We start from the raw sequence: 18,628 nt of genomic DNA, 5'->3' as shown, positions 1-18,628 counted from the left end.
TTATTTCCAACAGACAATAGTATTTTTATCGCTTTACACAAGGAAGAGACCACCAAATTGGTAGTCTCTTCCTTAGCGATTTCTTGGTTAATCATTCTTCTTTTTCATTCTCCTTCACCTTGTAATTTATCTCTCCAGGTTCTTTACAGAATGTTATTCCACTTCCCGGTTCGTAATAAAAGGTCTTTTTCAACGTAGAGCGTTCATAGAAGGTTGTGTGCAGATAGGCTGCTTGGTCTCTTTTGAATTCGAGTTGATTTGTACTCATCGAAACAGGTAAGCTGTGACCAAAGTTGGTATGAACCATAGTTTCTTTGTCGCTGATTTTTTCAAAGTGATTAATATGAATATAAGAAAGCCAGATCCCGCCGCCTTTTCGAAAGGAGCTACATGAGAACCAAGCCATTCCAAGCTGGGCGTTAATACAGATGGGCAGTTTGTATTTACCGCCGAGCACAGATTTTGCTCCGATAAGGGCACCATTAAGATCAGATCCAAAATAGTTCAGTGTGTCATTCAAAATTTCAAGTGGAGTTTTGATTACGAAAAACGTGTTCTTTCCTTCTATCACCCTTGTCATCTCCACTCCCTTTGAATCGTACTCAACCAGCATTCCAACCGTTTCCCTATTCATTAGATAACTATTTCGTATCATCATGTAAGTCGCCTCCTATTTAATATTTCATTAATAAGGGTATACTGAACATAGAGTCAGGTATACTCCTGCTCATGAGCCCTTAGGTGACTGTCTTCCCGGACTTTCTCCACCTAAGGGTTTTTCTATTTTTAATTCACATTTTCCTCACCTCCTAAAAGAAGTGTAAAGACATCTTAGGTTAAATGAAATAATAGTGGACGCCCTTTGTAGGGCCGTAGATGTTTGATAAAAAGGAATCATCTTGTTTCCAAGAACAGGTCCTTTCTAATAGCAAAAGTTGGTTGATTGCTTTTCAGAGGGGATTTCATGATGTTTGTGGAGTAGATAATCGTATGAGCAAAGGAGATTCTAATGTTGAGATTTGGACTTGCGAGATTAATATTTTCTTCCCAAATAGGATAAAACTCTTCCCTGAAGTTGTAACTTTCATTTCTTGATATGCATTTCACATCACCTACGCGACCATTATCCTATTTTTCGCAATTTTTGTAAAACTGCTCTCGTTTGAATCTCTTTCAATTTTCATTATCTTTCTGACTAAATTTCAAGTTTAATTGGGTTACTCTTTATAAAATCCTATTAGAAAGTTATAATGATTGATTTCCTCATGGAAACTGTTAGTCAGTTTCAACATATAGTGGTTAATTTGTGTCTATTTATAGAAATAATAAGCAAAAGCAAAGCGAAAAGTGAGTAGAGATGCAATTTCGGTGAACATTCGGTGAACATATGAAGGAACGCAAAAAAGCCTATTTTTGATAGACTTTTTTGGTTTCTATTATCTTTTTGCCACTCTTAGAATCTCATTCAATCTTTTTGATATATGTTTTACTTCAAAGAAATATGGCTTAGTTGGCGTCAAAAATAAACCAGATAACCCGCTTCACTAGGATAGGGATCGTCTGGTTTATTAATAAATAATATGAATTGGCTACCACTTAATATGCTGTTTCGTAGGGTGTGGATCATTTTCAAGCAGGTATTGTTGTAAGGCTGGAAGGTCATCTGTGTTTACAAGGTCTACTCCTGCTTTTAGCATCTCATCCCATACAGCTTCACGGCTTGGTAACGCTGCGTCTGGAGTTGCCCAGAAACGAACCATTTGACCGTTAGCATGCGCCGTTTTGACAATGTGATCCAGCTTTTCTCGTTCAGCTTGAGGCATCTTACCAACACCCTGCCATGTAAAATACTTTGTCCAGTTGTCACTGATTACAGGTATGAATTCATTAGGTGCATCAGATCCCAGGTCACTCATTCGGCCATCGAATGTGGCATAACGTACCTTTTGGTTTTCCATTAGCTCACGCGGTCGGTTTCCAGAAATAATGACGGTAACAGCACCTTGGTTTACCTTTGATTTTGAAAATTTTGTAACCATTTTCTTGTATTCTACAAGTTGTTTATCAATTTCTTCATATGTAGCTTTGTCCTCGGATTTAATATCGATCCACAGTAAGAAATCCTGGTCACGATTTTTGTAAACAGAGCCTCTGTTTTGCTTCACTTTTTCTTTTAATGGATCTAAATAAAGGGACTTAAGTGTCCGCTCTGGTTTAACATTGATTTCATCATGGGCTACTAGTAATTCACCGTCTTTTAGCCAGACGTCCGCTTCTACACTTGTGAACCCATGATCCAGTGCATCATAGAGAGGACGTGCATGCTCATAATCATTGTGTGCATGCGCTTTTGCAAGCGGCACTATAACTTTAGGTTCCTTCTTAACCTGTTCAGCGGAAGCATTTGTTGATGAAAAGGGCATAGCAACAGCAACAGCTAAAGACATCGTTAGCCACCATTTATTCATATTCATATTCATTTTCCTCCTCTTTATTATTTCACCTCTATCGTAGCTTTTTATTCTAATAAAACAATGGTATTTACAGAACCTTAACGGAATTTGAAAAAAGTGTTTACATGAAATAGTTCTTTTACACAAAAACAAGCGTAACTGAAATACTCAGTTACGCTTGTTTTAAAAGGGTAATCTAGGTAAACCTTTCCTCAATCCACCTGCGATCCTTCATTCCACTACGTCCGGCCCTCAATTCCCTTTTTCGGCGTTCTTGTATTTATTATTATTACTTTTCGACAAGAAGGTTGGCGACCTGAAAGGGCGCAATCTGTTAGTTCTTTATACTGATTAAGATGAACCAGAATTACGAATAAACTCTGTATACCTTGGCGCTTTAAGGCCCGGTCCACTTTCGTAATGCACCCGAAAAGACACCTATTTTTTCGAGTCTTCCTCACCCGTATAAAACTCTCGATAAAGTTCATTGACTAGTCTGTCTAACCTCAATAGGTCGGGATTACCTGCAGTACGTTGCTCCTTGAGCCATTGATCTCGCTCTTCTTCAGTCATGAACAACAACTTCGAATAGACAATGGATGAAAATATGACCTCCGGGCTCTTACCCACACAAAAAAGACCCCCTTAAAACGGGAGTCTAAAAGAAATTTGAAATTCGGTCATTTGTAAAAAGCTTCATTCTTTTCTTTAAATCGTTTAATAAAAAAGCTAAATAAAATGCTCGTAAATAAATAATATAACCCTAAAATCGATAAAGAATCTGTTAAAACCAACCATAGATCATTACCTTGAATAACAAATCTCCATAAAAAAATGCTAATCATAAAAATTATTGGGATTAATAGATAATACCCCAAAAAGTATAAGATTTCCTTTGCCATTGTAATCACCCTTTTCAGACCTATAATACCTTATGTTCAAACTATACTATAAAATTCTTTATTTAAAATAGAATCATTCATTTCAACCGTATTAATAGCCCAAGGGCCTACACCCTCTAGACATCTAGTTCCATACCAAGTAAGAGTAGCAGCTAAACCAATTGCATTTCCACCTATACCAATTTTAATTAATAGTTTGGCTGCTTCTTTATACGCCTTTTTCTGTAAATAAGCCCATAAGCATCCAGTCATAGCTACTTCAATAAGTGCTACTCCAAAATGGTCTTTTAAAGAAGCTACCATACAACTTTTCCAACTCTTCTTAGCAGCTAATGGCTGTATAGGATTAATCACTGCAGTTTCTGCAAGCTCACAACTTGAAGACTCAATCTCTTGTTGGAGAATTTTAAGTTCGTCTATTTCACCAAATTTAGCTTCTAATTTATCAAAATGAAAGCCTACTACATTATTTTCCGAATCATAGATAGCAGCTTCCTCCATTAGAAATTTAAGATCTTTCTCCAACTTAGCTACTTCTTCACTTTCTTTCGTAGACATTGATTCTGCACTCACTGAGGGCCCTACAGATAAAAAAACTAACATCAAAGCTACTAAAGATAACAATCCAGTTTTAAACTTTTTTTTCATTTACTTTCTCCCTTTCCAATTAAATGTAAAACACAGCGTAGCATAGATTAGGAAATTATCAGCTTAATATGCTTAAAGTTATAATTTTACTATTCAGGTAATTGTTTTAAAAAAAGTTCTCTTTAACAATCACAATGGCGGCCAACCTACGAGAAAACGCCACCCGGATTGAGTGACGTATCTATATCATATATTTGCGCTGGATCCTACCGCGCTATCGCTTGCTTTCCTTACTCAGGCCGAGACTGTGTTTCCCCACCCTTAACAAGTAAGCTTTATGTAGTTATCGTCTATTTTTTTACTAAATAATCGCTATTTTGCTTGACCGCCCTTACGCTCTTTGACTTACTGAGCCGAAGGATTGGAAACGGCTGAGAGCAGACTTTGCCCCTTACACACGTCAAACGGATAGTCTGAGGCATATAAGAAGCAAAGTCGCATTCCTTACGTCGCATCGTTTGGTATCCGTATGATATGCCCTTCTGAACTTCCGATCTTTCGACCGACTGCAGCTCGTACAATATCGCCCCTGTACATTAAAACCTGCCGCAGCACCCTAGAACCGTAGTTCCAACGATAACCGCCCGGACCTTTAATGGATGTCCTCTCCTGCCGCCACCAGCACAGAAGGATTGCTGTTAAATTATTAACTCCAAAATTTGATTAAGGTTATCCTTTGTTGTTATTCTGCCATTTTTATTTCAATGGCTAAATTGCGTAAATAATCTAATAAGGGCCGTACTTCCTCTGGAGCTGTTGTGTCAGTAAATGAGAAGGACTGTTTCTTTTTTTCATTTACTATATCCAGCTGATATGAAAACGCGTCCGCTCCTTGAGATTTAGCTCCGACCATTTTACTTAGATGAGGATTAGAAAGATCAGCTGTCTTCATTAAATTCTTTAATTCTTCATTTTTCTCCTGCGGCAATTCATTTGTATCTATCTGAAAATTCAAGTCGAGGTTGGCAAATCCCCCTATGCAGCTAAATTGGATATGCATGTTGAATGAAGCCTCCTATTCATAGAATATGACTACTCAGGCAGTCCAACCGCTTTGAAAGCATCTTCAATTGTTTTTATAGCTGTTTCAGTAACTTCTCCACTATCAACAAGTTTTTGTGCTGCCTTGATAACAATTTGTACGAATTGATTGAAATTCGCCGTTGCAAATAAATTCTGCATGGCATTGAACCAAATCAAAGCTGCTTTGTCCGTTCCAATCTCCATAGATACAAGATAAAAAGCCTTGTTTGGTATCCCACTATTGATATGGACACCATGATTATCTCGCTCTCCTCGATAGAAGTTCTTCATATGATCAGGCTGCATATCTTTCCCCATTAATTTATTGTCAAATGCAGTACCTGGAGCTTTCATGGAACGAAGAGCTTGTCCTTTTAGTGTTGGTCCCATTATATCAGCACCGATTAACCAATCCGCATCTTGTGCTGATTGCTTTAAATGAAATTGTTTGATAGTCACTCCAAACACATCTGAGAGATGTTCATTCAAAGCCCCTGACTGGCCTTCATACTCCAATCCACTGGTGAACTGCGTAACACCATGTGTAAGTTCGTGTCCAATTACATCAAGTGAATTTGCAAAATTGCTAAAAATAACCCCATCGCCGTCACCAAATACCATTTCATCTCCGTCCCAATAGGCATTTGTAAATTTATCCCCATAATGAACGTTCAGAATTAGATCAAGGCCTTCGTTATCTATTGAATTACGGTGTAAAACATCCTTGAAATAGTCACGCACAACTCCACTATAATCATATGCATGGTTAACTACAGAATCCCCACTTGATCGATCTCCTTCTTTCCTAGCCTCATTCTGTCGGAGTTTGGTCCCTCCTTTACAATCATAAACATGGCGAGCAGATTCACCTTTACGTTCTGATCCTGCATCAGTTAAAGCAATAACACCGTTAATATCATATTCTTTCATGATTCTACGTCTGCGCACTTGACGGCTTTTCGCTAAACTAATCCGTGCTGCTTCTACTTCATTTTGTGCCAAATTCTCAAGAATGTAGTTAGGTACAATGAAACATTGGCACAGCGATTTCGAACAATCTTTTTTGGGCATATTTGACACTCCTTCATAATTTTTTTTACAAACAGCGCGACTAGTCTTCACCGTAATTCATGGTAATTAGTAGATTATCTGATTCGTTAACATTTGATTTTGCTGCTCTCCTTATATCTACAACACATTTCTATAGATTACTTTCGCCGCACCTACCTCATTTCCCTCCATTCCATCCTACTCTACTACTTGCAAATTTCTTTCTCAGCACGTTCAGTCCTTAGTTCCAGTTGTTCTTATTTTTCGGTTTGTTCACTCATTTTCATTTCCTTTTAAAATAAGGCTCTGTTATAGGATGTTGTTGATTTTCTTGTTGAAATAACTGGGAAGTTTAGTTGAAGTGGGAAATTTATTTAAATAATGAAATGCGCGGTAGAATAACTTTAATTTCCTTTTTTTAATAAAACTTCATATTTTTCTCACAAATATTTTTTATCATCAATATAGTTGAATTTTATAAAGAAAAAGGAGGTCCTGTATAAATGGAAACTGTTAAAACAAAAACTACTATACAAAATCAAAAACAAACAAACACCTCTCTGTATAGAACAGTATGGAGATGGCATTTTTATGCTGGAATTGTTTTTGCACCCTTACTTATTATTCTTGCAGTTACTGGATCAATCTATTTATTTAAGCCACAGATTGAACAAGTACTTTATCAAGACTACCACGAGGTTACCCCTCAAGGAGATAAAATACCAGCATCCCAGCAGATTGAGAAAGTGAAGAAACTTTACCCTGATGCAGTGGTGACAAAATATCATCCCGGAGAAAGTGCCTCTCGTTCGAGCGAAGTAAGCATTACTTCTAATAAGGAGTCACTTACAATTTTTATAGATCCCTATACAGGTAAATCTATTGGAGAGTTAAATGATGAAGACAGAATTATGGATAAAATCGAAGAAATTCATGGTGAACTAATGGCTGGCACCTTAGGAGATAGAATTGTAGAGTTAGCTGCGTGTTGGGCAGTTGTGTTAATTGTCTCTGGTCTTTATTTATGGTATCCCAAAAATAAGCTAAGTCTTTCTGGTGTTCTTTTTCCAAGAATAAATAACGGAAAAAATATTTTCAGAAGAGATTTACATGCAGTACCTGCCTTTTGGATATCAGCAGGAATGTTATTTTTAATTATGACAGGTTTACCTTGGTCAGGTTTTTGGGGAAGTAATTTTCAATCTTTAGCTACCAATTCTGGATCTGGGTATCCTCCTTCTATATGGTCAGGAAGTGCTCCAACATCCTCAATTAAAACAAAAGATATTGCAGATGTACCTTGGGCAGCAGAAAATTTAGATGTACCTATCTCAAATATTCAAGGTTTTATCCCACTGTCCATTGATGATGTAGTTACGATTGCGAATCGTGAGGGTATGCATCCAAGTTATAGCATAAATATTCCAAATGAAACAGATGGCGTCTATACATTGTCAGCTTTTCCACCGAAAGCACAAGATGAAGCAACTATTCATGTTGACCAATATTCTGGGGCAGTTTTAGCTAATTATCGTTATGATCATTACGGTTTTATTGGAAAAATAGTTGCATGGGGAATTACCTTGCACAAAGGGACTCAATTTGGTTTGATTAACCAAATATTCAGCCTTCTTATTTGTTTAGGAATTATTCTGGTAGCCGTTAGTGGTTTTTATTTATGGTGGAAGCGAAAGCCGAAAAAAGGATTAGGTGCACCTAAAGCTCCTCATATAAAGAACATGAAATCCTTTCTAATTCTGTTAATAGGTCTAGGAATTATGTTTCCTTTGGTTGGTTTGTCGCTTATTGTTGTGTGGCTAATTGACTGGTTAATTATTAAAAGAATAACTGTAGTTAAGAAGTTTATGAATGCATAATTCGAAATGTAAAGGGTGGCTTTTGCCGTGAAAAAAAATATATGTATTTTTTTAATCTTTATTTTCATCATATTGCTAAGTGCGTGTTCACTTGAAAAGGATGTCACTACTCTATACAAAGAAGAAACACCTCTTGAATCGGAAATAATCATACCAGAATCCTTTTCAGCTAATACACAGGAGACTATAAAGGCTGTTCTTACTCAAGGTGGTAAAAGGGTTGTAGGCGCAGATTTTGTTCATTTTGAGATATGGAAACAAGATGGCTCTCTCAAATATAGTATGGAACAAGCTGAGGAAGAGGGAGACGGCACATATAGTTTAAGGAAAAACTTTGATAGTGATGGTCTATACTATATAAAAGTACATGCTAGTAACGATGGTTCAATAATTATGCCTCAAAAACAGTTTATCGTAGGAAAACTTTCTGAAAGTGATTTAAAAATCTTGCAAAAAGGTATGCATAAACAAGAAGAAAGTCATGAACATCATCATTAAATTTATTTAAAAATCCGGTTTTCTTTGAAAACCGGATTTTTTATGGATATTTGCTTACCGTTTTAAATCCGTTTGTTGTTGTTACTACTAATAAAAGGGGTAATAATTTTGGCTATTATTTTTCTTTACTTTAATAAGTGATTAACTGCGACATCAGAATTTCCCGGGGATATCGGTTGAAGCAGTATGTTCCCTCCTGTAGAGTACTGTTGGGTTAACAAGAATTTTCAGTGTTCTTTTTTTTTGTAAAATACGTATTATATTTAGGGTGATTCGTCAATTCCTGTGTAGAAAGGGTGTTTAATTTTGAAACAAGTGAAAGGTTTTATCCGAAGCTTCACAATTTTAACGCTTGCTTTTCTCATGTTTAGCGGAGGGGCAGTTTTTGCTTCTGCTGCTTCAGAATCATCGAAGTCTACGCCAGATCTCTTGATTCGAGAAATCATGGGTTTAGCTTATGAATCCCAACAATCGATTAACAGTAAACCTTTTTCTGTTGGTGATTCGTTGAAAAAAGCAGAAAAAGCCTGGGGTCCACCAGAAGATCTAAGTACCGTTGCAGCCAATTATTGGAGCCGTAATGTTCGATTCCTCTATGACGATTCAACAGGTAGAAAAACGATTACCGGCATTGATGATTTTGATCCTCAGCTGCAAACCATTCATTTATCTGAGTTGAAGGGATTGATTGGTAAACCTGTAAGTGAAGAGGAGCAAGAGGGAATGTACTATGTCACCTATACTGATAAAAAAAATTATAAAGTTGTTTTCGTGTTTGAAAGCGCCTGGATTAACCCCGATCCAAAATTGTATATGTATACGCTTGAATTGGCAGAAAAATCATGTAAATAATAAGTAACAAGCCACATAAGGAATCGTCTCTGTAATTCATAGGGGACGATTCTTTTACTTAGAGCAAAAAAATCATGTTGTTTAAGACAAGATCGGCACTTATTCTTACGCATCAAGCTGGGCAGGTTAAACTCAACAAGAAAAGTGGAAGGTAACTCCAATTAATAGTCTTTTTATGTTAAAGTTGCAATGTGCTAGGACATAGATTTAATTATGGAACGATCTACAGGGAGGAATGGGACAATGGAAAATAAATGGCCAAAAGAAATGAAAGTAGCGCAAATCCGAGTTGCACGTCCTACTGATCAACTAAAAAAGGTTGTAAACTTCTATTGTGAGGGATTAGGCTTGAAAAAAATCGGTTCTTTTGAAGGACACGAGGGATATGACGGTATAATGATTGGGCTTCCCAATTCAAACTATCATTTAGAGTTTACTCAACATAAAGATGGAAGTCCTTGTCCTGCTCCAACAAATGATAATCTGCTTGTCTTCTATATTCCTGAAAGTAAAACCATTGAAGAAATCACAAATAGATTGAAAGGTATGGGTTATGATTCAGTATCTCCAGAAAATCCATATTGGGAAAAGTCAGGTGTTACAATTGAAGATCCAGATGGTTGGAGAATTGTATTAATGAATTCGCCCGGCATAGGAAATTAAAATAATAACTGCAAATAAAAAGAAAAGTTATCTGAGCATGCCATTAAAAGGATTACATCTTTTCCTCATTCAACCAACGGGCGCGATTCTTTAATAGGAATCGCTTTTCTTATAGAACTAACAGGTGCTAGTTCTCTAGAAGACCACAATAAGTAGTCTCTTATATTTGTTCAAAAATCAACAGCCTTACTGTCTAACAAAGCCTAAAATAAAAATAGCCTCAACTCCTTAAAGGAATTGAGGCTTGTACTAATATTTATCATTTGAGCAGGAAAGTACGCTTTCTTCCTGTTCAATTAAAGTATGTTAAATAATACGAGTTGTAACGATGCCTGTGATTTGTTTGATTTTTTCCTCTAAACCAGGAATGATATCGCCGTTTACTTCACCGTCAATGTCAATCATCGTATACGCGTATCCACCACGGCTTCTGTTAACCATGTCAGCGATGTTCAAATTATAGTCTGATATAGCCAGTGTGATCTGCCCAACCATGTTTGGAACGTTTTCGTGGAAAGTTGCCACACGACGCTTTCCTGTATAAGGAAGGGAAGTGTTTGGAAAATTCACTGAGTTTTTGATGTTCCCTGTTTCTAAGAACAACTTCACTTGACGAGCTGCCATAATAGCACAGTTTTCCTCTGATTCTTGCGTAGAGGCACCAAGATGTGGGATTGGAACTACATTTTTCATTTTCAATACATTTTCATTCGGGAAGTCTGTAATAAACCTGCCAACTTTCCCGCTTTCAAGTGCAGCTTCCATATCCGTTTCATTCACAAGCTCACCACGTGAGAAATTCAAAATATGTACGCCCGGTTTCATGATGCTAAATGTTTCTTGGTTAAACATTCCTCTTGTGTCATCAGTTAATGGCACGTGTACAGTAATATAATCAGATTCAGCAAACAACTGTTCAATCGTCATAGCGCGCTGTACATTGCGGGACAAGTTCCAAGCTGTATCGACAGAGATGAACGGGTCAAATCCAATCACATCCATGTCTAAACCTAGTGCATCATTAGCTACAAGCGCACCGATCGCTCCTAAACCGATTACACCAAGAGTTTTTCCCTTGATTTCTTTTCCAACAAATTGTTTCTTACCTGCTTCTACAAGCTTTGGAACTTGTTCTCCTTCACCTTCTAACGTCTTTGTCCAGGCCACACCGGCAAAAAGGTTACGAGATGAAGCCATTAAAGAGGTTAGTACCATTTCTTTTACAGCGTTAGCGTTAGCACCAGGGGTATTAAAAACAACAATTCCTTGCTCTGTGCATTTGTCGACGGGAATATTATTGACACCCGCTCCGGCCCTTGCGATTGCTTTTAAATTATCGCCTAATTCTAATGCATGCATGTTAAAGCTACGAAGAACAACAGCATCAGGGTTTTCACTGTCATTGTCGATAGTAAAGTTATCCTTATTGAATACATTTAACCCGCTTTCAGCAATATTATTTAAGGTTTTGATTGTTTTCAGTTTTTCTAAAATTAATGTGCTCATATTATTTCTCCTCTTTTAATTTATGATAGTTTTTAAATTCCTAAATTAATTAACAAGATGTTAAGCAAGCTACTAATCAAATTTCATAAAAATCTGTGTATTCTCTAACAATGGATTTAAGTCTTCACTATCCTCTCCTAATAAACAGAAAGAGGCAAGGGATAATTTCCCTTACCTCTGCCCAGGCGAACGGCTACGACACTATATGCTCCCTCACGGTTATCCGCGTTTCGCCAGTCACACATAGTCTTTTTAATTAATTATATTTTATCAAATTCTCCATCAACCTTCAACTACAATTTTAAAAGGTTATCCTATTTCAGTTCCTTTGGCAGAATTATTTAGTAGAATTCCCCATTGCTCAGTCCCCTTAGCAAGAAGAATATTCTTCCAATAGATGTTCTATCTTTAGTTCTTGTATTGGAAGGGTTAAACCCTTAAGCAGGTTTAATAGCTTTTTCCATATCTTGCTGACGCCAGTACTCTTCAATTTCTTCTAAAGTTTTCCCTTTGGTTTCTGGTGTTTTATAGTGAATAAATACGCAAGCAACTATTGATAATACCGCGTATATTAAGAAGACATTATTTCCAATGACACTTAACAATGGCGGGAAAGTATACGAAAAAAGAAAATTCAATGTGTACTGTAAAAATGTAATGACTCCCATTCCGATCGCTCTTGCCTGCAAAGGTAACACTTCAGGTATGAATAGCCAGAATACAGGACCTAGACCGATTCCAAACGCGAAGACGTATAAGAACACACAAACCATACTAAATATCGTAAAATCTGAAAATAGTGCTAAACCGATTAATGGTAGGACCTGCCCGCCAATACTATAGATTAATAATGTTTTTCTTCCCAGTTTATCAACAATGAATAGCGATATAGCCGTGGAAATAACTAAGGCAGTACCTATCCCGAAGTTGGCTATATTCGATCCGCTCCACCCGTTAATTTCCACTCCTTCAAAGATGATTGGAGCAAAGTATACTACTGCATTAATCCCAGTGAAGACCTGAAAAAACGTTAATATGAAGTTCATATTTAGAATCTTTTTATACTGGCCAACTAAATGTTTGAATCCGACAGTTTGCTGTTTTAGTGAATAATTAATATCGCTTATTTCATCTTCCACTTCTTTCTTCGATCCTCTTAGTTTCATTAATACTTTTCTTGCACGTTCTTCTTTTCCTGCAGTCATTAGCCAACGTGGACTTTCGGGTGAGATTAGCATCCCAATCGTAAAGATTGCAGCAGGAATAATACCTATTCCTAGCATGATTCTCCAAGAACCACTAGCAGAAAAGGAAGCTCCTACAATGTAAGCACTTAAAATTCCGACATTTACACTTAATTGATATAATGCACCAATTAATCCTCTGATTTTAGGTGGAGCTAATTCAACCAGATATATCAACGAACACATATTGGCTATTCCGCATCCGATTCCAAGGATAAATCGCGATCCTATTAAAACGCTTACATTAGTAGCGAAGGCACAACCAATAGACCCAACAATAAACGTGATGCCTGCTCCTATTAAGAGCGATTTCCTTCCTAATACTTTAGATAAGGAGGTTGAAAGAACAATAGCAGGCAATGCTCCTAAAAGAAGGAAACTTACAATCAATCCTTGGCCGGCTGGGCTTAATCCAAATTCCTCGGTAATAAAGGGAATCGCTGGAGAAATGGCACCAGAATCAAAACCATATAAAAGTCCAGCCAAGCCACCAAAAATCGCATAAATATACATAATATTCGGAATTTTTTGCAAATAACTCACTCCTTTTAGATTCACTAATTAAAGTACACCTTTTTTCAATATAAGATTCGCATATTGTGCACGTTCACTTGTAGCGATAATGGCATATGCCGCCTTACTTCTTTCGTAAAAATCCGTTCTTTCGATTTTTTCTATTTGGACAGGAAAGTCGCTCGTTTTTTTTATTATATCTTCATAGGTCTGCCAGATTACAGGGTTTTTTTCATCGCCTTGAACAGGATTCATCAGCATGACTGGAAACGTAACATACGTATCTAGTGGGAAAAATTCTAATATGGCCCGTAAAAAATCAGCAACGCCATGTCCATGACCATTGATTATCCGGTTGGAATGACTTGCAGCCGGATAGTTTCCGTCTGCAAGTACAATCTCATCACCGTGCCCCATCTCCATCATAACTTTCATCAATTCTGGAGAAATAATAGGCGGGATTCCTTTAAGCATTAGTCAAAACCTTTTCACTTTCTTGAACAAATTTGTTCGTTAGTGTTCCAAGCTTTTCGATTTCAACAGTGACCACATCTCCTGGCTGAATATAAACGCGCTGATCAGCCGGTAAGCCTAATACGACTCCTTCAGGTGTACCTGTTAAAATAAGATCTCCCGGCTCTAACGTCATGTGCTGGGAAATATAACTTACGATTTCTGCGCATGAAAAGATCATATCGGAAGTATTAGAGTTTTGTCTTATTTCATTATTTACGTACGTTTTCAAATTAAGGTTGTTTGGATCTCCTACTTCGTCCGCTGTCACTAAGAAAGGTCCTACTGGACTAAAATCATCACAGGTTTTTCCAAGCAGCCACTGCTGTGTTCTCATTTGCAGATCTCTTGCAGACAAATCATTGACTGTACAATAACCAAAAACATGAGAAAGAGCAGCTTCTTGTGTTACGTTCTTTGTCTTTTTGCCAATTACAATTCCCAGTTCAACCTCATAGTCCAGTTCATTCGTTACATTTGGTATAACAATTTCACTTTGATGACCTGTTAACGTATTATCAAATTTGTTAAACAAGATAGGCACTTCAGGATACGGTGCATTGGTTTCATCTGCGTGTCTTCTGTAATTCAATCCGACGCAAATGATTTTATGAGGTTTTGTAACACTAGGACCGTATATAAGCCCTTCCTCTTCAATAGCTACTGCACTTCCATTTGAGACAGCTTCATTAACCTTTATTTCAAAATCTTTTAGTTCGGATTGATTGAATTCAATTACTTGCATCACATCTGTTACTATATTGTTCCATTCATTCTTCTTAGCAGTTTCTTCGATATCTATTAAGTTATTCTCAATCTGAACAGCCAGTTTCTGCTTTTCACCTTTTATAAAAGTAGCTAGTTTCATAGTTTCATTCTCCTTTTATGCATTTTTCCCAAAAACAACTCCGCCATCAATATATAAAGGCGATCCCATCATGAACGTAGACTCATCTGAAGCTAGAAATAGTGCAGCTTTTGCCACATCACTAGGCCTTCCTAATTCTCCGCTTAACTGTCTTTTCTTGATCGATCCGATTGCGATTTCAGGATCGTCATATGAATTTTTCAAATAATCTTCAACAAATGGAGTTAAGATGGTGCCCGGCAATAAAGCATTTACTCGAATATTATAAGGGGCATAGTCCACTTGCATGGCTTTTGTCAGAGCAAGTACAGCGCCTTTCGTTGCTGAGTATGCGGCACGTTTAACTAAACCCATTTCCGCAGCGCAAGACGACATATTAATGACTACTCCACTTTTTTGTTCCATCATATAAGGAAGCGTGTATTTAGAGGGTAAATAAACCCCCTTCACATTTACACTCATAATTCGGTCCCAGACATCTGGCTCTACTTCGTCCACTCTACCCACATTGCTGATTCCTGCATTGTTGAATAGAATATCTATTTTTTTATACGTCTCAATAATCTGTTGTATTGCAGATTGAACCGCTTCAGGATTCGTCACATCTACTTCGTAAAATGCTGCTTTTCCGCCATTTTCTTCTATTTCAGAAACTGTTCCTTGCCCATTTTCAGCATGAATGTCTGTGATGATAACAAATGCGCCTTCTTTTGCGAATAAACGGGCTGATTCCTTGCCGATACCGCTTCCTCCGCCAGTGATAACTGCTATCTTGTTGAGTAGTCTCATAATGTTACCTCCTGTTCATGATTCATATGATCTTCAGGCTGTGCCGCTTTAATCGTTAATCCGCCATCTACCATTAACAGATGCCCATTGATTTGCACGGCTTCATCAGAGGCCAAAAAGACAACAGAATCTCCAATTTGTTTTTCTGTACCAAGTCTCTTCATTGGATTCGCTTCAATCTCTTTTGCTAGAATTTGAGGATCTGCCAAATATTCATCACACATATCCGTTGCAACGGTGCTCGGTCCGACTGCATTTACATTAATATTGTATTTGCCTAACTCAATCGCCAAGGCCTTTGTTAAATGCGAAGCTGCTGCTTTTGATGAGATATAATGCGGGATTACTGGACTTGTCACAAGAATACTCGCAGTTGATGTAATATTAATGACTTTTCCGTATTTATTTTCGATCATTTTTTTCGCCGCTCTTTGTGTTGTCAAAAAGATCGATTTTACGTTCGTCTGATAGGTATCATCCCATGTTTTTTCTGAAAGACTCAAAAAAGGTTCAAATGGAGCAATACCAGCATTATTCACTAGGATCTCTACCGATCCTAACTCTTTTTCCACTTGGTCTATCATTTGGTCAACTTCTTCTTTCACCCCAACATTTGCTTTCACAACAATCGCTTGAATATGAAACTCTTTTTCTACTTTTTCTTTTAAAGCGTTTGCTTTTTCAAATGAACCGGGTGATGTATAATTGATAGCCACATTAGCGCCTTCTTCAGCTAATCTCATGACAATTGCTGCTCCAATCCCTCGGCTACCGCCTGTGACAAGAGCTGTTCGATTTTTTAATTTACTCATATATAGATCCTCCTTCTCCTATTTGTTTCTACAGGCTGATGCTGATTCGGCTGATACTAAATTCTTGATGGCCTAAAATTTCAGCTTTTGTCAGCTCACCTTGTGCTGTTTTAAGAACCGTTTCGAAAATACGATTTCCTGCTTCTTCTGTTGTTTCTTTTCCTTTCATTACAGGACTTGTATCTATATCAATGTTATCGATCATTTTGATGGCAGTATGTTCATTTCCCGTTATTTTGATGACCGGAATAATTGGGTTTCCAGTCGGCGTCCCTCTTCCTGTCGTAAAGCAGACCATATGAACACCAGCGGCAGCCATACCCGATACACACTCGATATCATTCCCTGGTGAATCCATGAAGTAATAGCCGTTCCCTGGAATTTCTTCTGCAAAAGATAATACATCGTTCAAAGGAGCAGTACCTGCTTTGCTTATACATCCAAGAGATTTTTCTTCGATAGTAGACAGGCCTCCCTCTATATTGCCCGGGCTTGGATTTCCGCCACGCATATCTGACCCAATGCGTTCTACTTCTTTTTCAAATTTATTAACATAGGCATATAGCTTATTTGCCACTTCTTCGCTCACAGCTTTTTGAGCGACAATATGTTCAGCCCCGATAATTTCAGTTGTTTCACCCATTACAATGGTTCCGCCCTTATTTAAGAGCTGATCAGCTGTTTTTCCTAAAGCGGGATTGCTGCACAGACCAGATGTAGCATCGGAACCGCCGCATTTCACACCTAGTATTAATTCTGATATAGGAACATCTACTTGTGGCACTTTTTCGATTTCCTTGAATAAGCTTTTTGCCAATTCAGACCCTTTTTGAATAGCTTTTATCGTTCCGCCTGCATTTTGGATATCAAGCCACTCAACAGGTTTTCCTGTTTCTTCTTCAATTTCTTGTTTCAAAACTTTGGCATCAATAACCTCACAGCCTAAGCTAATTAAAAGAACTGCACCAACATTTGGGTTTTTCCCCATACCTCCAAGAAGTCTGTGTGTACGTTCCTTGTCATCACCAATCTGGCTGCAGCCATGCTGATGCGGAATAGCCACAGAGTCTGGTACTGCTTGCTGGATTCTATTGGCTACGTGATTTGCACAAATGACAGTCGGGATAATTAACAGATGATTACGTATTCCAAATTTCCCGTTTGAACGACGGTACCCTTTTATCATGCTCATCGTTGTTTCTCCCCTTCCGCCTTATCTCCTCTTCCTCTGATTCCTTCAATATTATGTACATGTACATGTTCACCAGGTTCGATATCACTTGTCGCTGCACCGATTACTTCTCCATATTTGATAACCGTTGCTAATTTTTCAATCGGTTTAATTGCGATTTTATGTCCAAATGGAATCGATTGCTTGGCTGTCAATACCGCTTTTTGGCCATTGATGACGTATAGTAATGTTTCTTCTTCTTCTACATCTTTCAAAAGAGTCGCTACATTATCTTGATCAGACATAACGATGCTCGTAACGTCCTGTTCATAGCCTACTTTACTCATGGCTATCTCCCCTTTCTTTTAATTTGTAAAAGGCTTTCGCATTATTAGAAAATATTTTATCCATTTCCTTATTGGTTAAATTTTCCGGTAAATTTCTTTTGATAATCTGCAGTGCTTCATCATAGCTTCCAGCTGATAAACATACAGGCCAATCGCTGCCGAAAAGCAAACGGGATGGACCAAATGTTTGCACAATATGATGAATATATGGCTCAAAATCTTCAGTTTTCCACATAGCTGGATTCGCTTGCGTCATTAAACCCGACATTTTGCACCAAACATTCGGAAACAGTGATAAAGAGTACATATCCTCTTTCCACTCGCTTAAATCCCCTTTAGTAATATTCGGTTTAGCCATATGATCTATTACTGTCATTAAGTTCGGAAGCGTTTTCAATAAAGTTAAAATCGATGCAATGTGTTTATTATTAATTAATAAATCTAATGGAAGATTATATCTAATAAGCCATTTTAAATTTTCTATCACTTGCTCTTGTAATATCCAATCACTATTTTCTAAATCCTGGAGCATTGGACGCAAACCAACAATTCCCGGTCGTTTCATTAACGAATCTAGTTGCTTCGGAAAAGCTGGAGAAGATAAGTCTATCCAGCCAACTACACCATAAATCCAGTCATACCGTTCATACAATGATAAAAGAAATAAAGTCTCTTCATATGTAGGAGCAGCTTGGATAAGAACAGTTCCAGCAATACCCTGTTTTTCTAATAAGGGATCTAAATCTCCTGGAAGATAATCTTGATAGAGGACTCCCATATCTTTTGAAAGCCAAGAATAGTCAGCTCGGTCAATCTTCCAAAAATGCTGATGAGCATCAATAATCATTTTGACCTCCTCTTGTTACTAGAATGTTACCGGTAACATTAAAATAACAACA

At 37.5% G+C, this 18,628-nt stretch carries 19 protein-coding genes and 1 riboswitch; of the genes, 4 read left to right on the top strand and 15 right to left on the bottom strand.

Features of this window, described 5'->3' with window-relative positions; all coding sequences use genetic code 11:
- Positions 1-91: 91 nt before the first annotated feature.
- The 6 genes from JFU50_RS15090 to JFU50_RS15065 form a co-directional block, all read right to left on the bottom strand.
- On the bottom strand, positions 92-658 hold the full coding sequence (locus JFU50_RS15090) for a competence protein ComK (protein WP_057219804.1): 567 nt from the start codon (positions 656-658) through the stop codon (positions 92-94).
- A gap of 931 nt (positions 659-1,589) precedes the next feature.
- A complete protein-coding gene (locus tag JFU50_RS15085; RefSeq protein WP_201223153.1) occupies positions 1,590-2,474 on the bottom strand; it encodes a phosphatidylinositol-specific phospholipase C/glycerophosphodiester phosphodiesterase family protein in 885 nt (294 codons plus the stop codon).
- 417 nt (positions 2,475-2,891) lie between these two features.
- Positions 2,892-3,083: a hypothetical protein gene (locus tag JFU50_RS15080; protein ID WP_201223151.1), complete on the bottom strand. Its 192-nt coding sequence runs from the start codon at positions 3,081-3,083 to the stop codon at positions 2,892-2,894.
- A gap of 308 nt (positions 3,084-3,391) precedes the next feature.
- Positions 3,392-4,003 carry a hypothetical protein gene (locus tag JFU50_RS15075; protein ID WP_201223149.1) on the bottom strand — a complete coding sequence of 204 codons (612 nt, stop codon included), beginning with the start codon at positions 4,001-4,003 and terminating at the stop codon, positions 3,392-3,394.
- A gap of 682 nt (positions 4,004-4,685) precedes the next feature.
- Complete coding sequence (locus tag JFU50_RS15070) at positions 4,686-5,003, bottom strand: protealysin inhibitor emfourin (protein ID WP_201186581.1); 318 nt, start codon at positions 5,001-5,003, stop codon at positions 4,686-4,688.
- A 32-nt stretch (positions 5,004-5,035) separates the two neighbouring features.
- Entirely contained in the window at positions 5,036-6,097 is a 1,062-nt protein-coding gene (locus JFU50_RS15065; protein ID WP_201223147.1) for a M4 family metallopeptidase, read from the bottom strand.
- A gap of 482 nt (positions 6,098-6,579) precedes the next feature.
- Between JFU50_RS15065 and JFU50_RS15060 the strand changes: the two genes are divergently transcribed.
- From JFU50_RS15060 to JFU50_RS15045, 4 genes are all read left to right on the top strand, one after another.
- The gene (locus JFU50_RS15060; protein WP_201223145.1) at positions 6,580-7,953 is read left to right on the top strand and encodes a PepSY-associated TM helix domain-containing protein; all 1,374 of its coding nucleotides are present in this window, start codon (positions 6,580-6,582) and stop codon (positions 7,951-7,953) included.
- 27 nt (positions 7,954-7,980) lie between these two features.
- Positions 7,981-8,451 (top strand): FixH family protein, encoded by a 471-nt coding sequence (locus JFU50_RS15055; RefSeq protein WP_201223143.1) that lies wholly within the window; start codon positions 7,981-7,983, stop codon positions 8,449-8,451.
- 315 nt (positions 8,452-8,766) lie between these two features.
- Entirely contained in the window at positions 8,767-9,303 is a 537-nt protein-coding gene (locus tag JFU50_RS15050) for a DUF4309 domain-containing protein (protein WP_342366349.1), read from the top strand.
- Between the two features lie 243 nt (positions 9,304-9,546).
- Positions 9,547-9,966: a VOC family protein gene (locus tag JFU50_RS15045; RefSeq protein ID WP_201223139.1), complete on the top strand. Its 420-nt coding sequence runs from the start codon at positions 9,547-9,549 to the stop codon at positions 9,964-9,966.
- A 306-nt stretch (positions 9,967-10,272) separates the two neighbouring features.
- Here JFU50_RS15045 and JFU50_RS15040 read toward each other — a convergent pair whose 3' ends face one another.
- The 9 genes from JFU50_RS15040 to JFU50_RS15000 all read right to left on the bottom strand — a co-directional run bounded on the left by JFU50_RS15040 (position 10,273) and on the right by JFU50_RS15000 (position 18,576).
- Positions 10,273-11,472: a phosphoglycerate dehydrogenase gene (locus JFU50_RS15040; RefSeq protein WP_053347601.1), complete on the bottom strand. Its 1,200-nt coding sequence runs from the start codon at positions 11,470-11,472 to the stop codon at positions 10,273-10,275.
- Between the two features lie 172 nt (positions 11,473-11,644).
- Positions 11,645-11,723: riboswitch (ZMP/ZTP riboswitch) on the bottom strand.
- 186 nt (positions 11,724-11,909) lie between these two features.
- The gene (locus JFU50_RS15035) at positions 11,910-13,250 is read right to left on the bottom strand and encodes a sugar porter family MFS transporter (protein ID WP_201223138.1); all 1,341 of its coding nucleotides are present in this window, start codon (positions 13,248-13,250) and stop codon (positions 11,910-11,912) included.
- A gap of 27 nt (positions 13,251-13,277) precedes the next feature.
- Complete coding sequence (locus tag JFU50_RS15030) at positions 13,278-13,703, bottom strand: RbsD/FucU family protein (protein WP_057219797.1); 426 nt, start codon at positions 13,701-13,703, stop codon at positions 13,278-13,280.
- Positions 13,696-14,610 (bottom strand): fumarylacetoacetate hydrolase family protein, encoded by a 915-nt coding sequence (locus JFU50_RS15025; RefSeq protein ID WP_201223137.1) that lies wholly within the window; start codon positions 14,608-14,610, stop codon positions 13,696-13,698. Before JFU50_RS15025 ends, JFU50_RS15030 begins: the two co-directional genes overlap by 8 nt.
- 15 nt (positions 14,611-14,625) lie before the next feature.
- Positions 14,626-15,399 carry an SDR family NAD(P)-dependent oxidoreductase gene (locus JFU50_RS15020; protein WP_201186590.1) on the bottom strand — a complete coding sequence of 258 codons (774 nt, stop codon included), beginning with the start codon at positions 15,397-15,399 and terminating at the stop codon, positions 14,626-14,628.
- Positions 15,396-16,211, bottom strand: a complete 816-nt coding sequence (locus tag JFU50_RS15015) for an SDR family NAD(P)-dependent oxidoreductase (protein WP_201223136.1) — start codon at positions 16,209-16,211, stop codon at positions 15,396-15,398. Before JFU50_RS15015 ends, JFU50_RS15020 begins: the two co-directional genes overlap by 4 nt.
- 28 nt (positions 16,212-16,239) lie before the next feature.
- The gene (locus JFU50_RS15010) at positions 16,240-17,403 is read right to left on the bottom strand and encodes a UxaA family hydrolase (RefSeq protein WP_201223135.1); all 1,164 of its coding nucleotides are present in this window, start codon (positions 17,401-17,403) and stop codon (positions 16,240-16,242) included.
- Complete coding sequence (locus JFU50_RS15005) at positions 17,400-17,729, bottom strand: UxaA family hydrolase (protein ID WP_190270905.1); 330 nt, start codon at positions 17,727-17,729, stop codon at positions 17,400-17,402. Before JFU50_RS15005 ends, JFU50_RS15010 begins: the two co-directional genes overlap by 4 nt.
- A complete protein-coding gene (locus tag JFU50_RS15000) occupies positions 17,722-18,576 on the bottom strand; it encodes an amidohydrolase family protein (protein ID WP_201186595.1) in 855 nt (284 codons plus the stop codon). Before JFU50_RS15000 ends, JFU50_RS15005 begins: the two co-directional genes overlap by 8 nt.
- Between the last annotated feature and the right edge of the window lie 52 nt (positions 18,577-18,628).

Origin of the sequence: Peribacillus sp. TH14 (genome assembly GCF_016651145.1) — a bacterium.
GTDB classification, from domain to species: Bacteria; Bacillota; Bacilli; order Bacillales; family DSM-1321; genus Peribacillus; species Peribacillus butanolivorans.
This window is presented reverse-complemented; position numbering and strand designations above follow the sequence as displayed.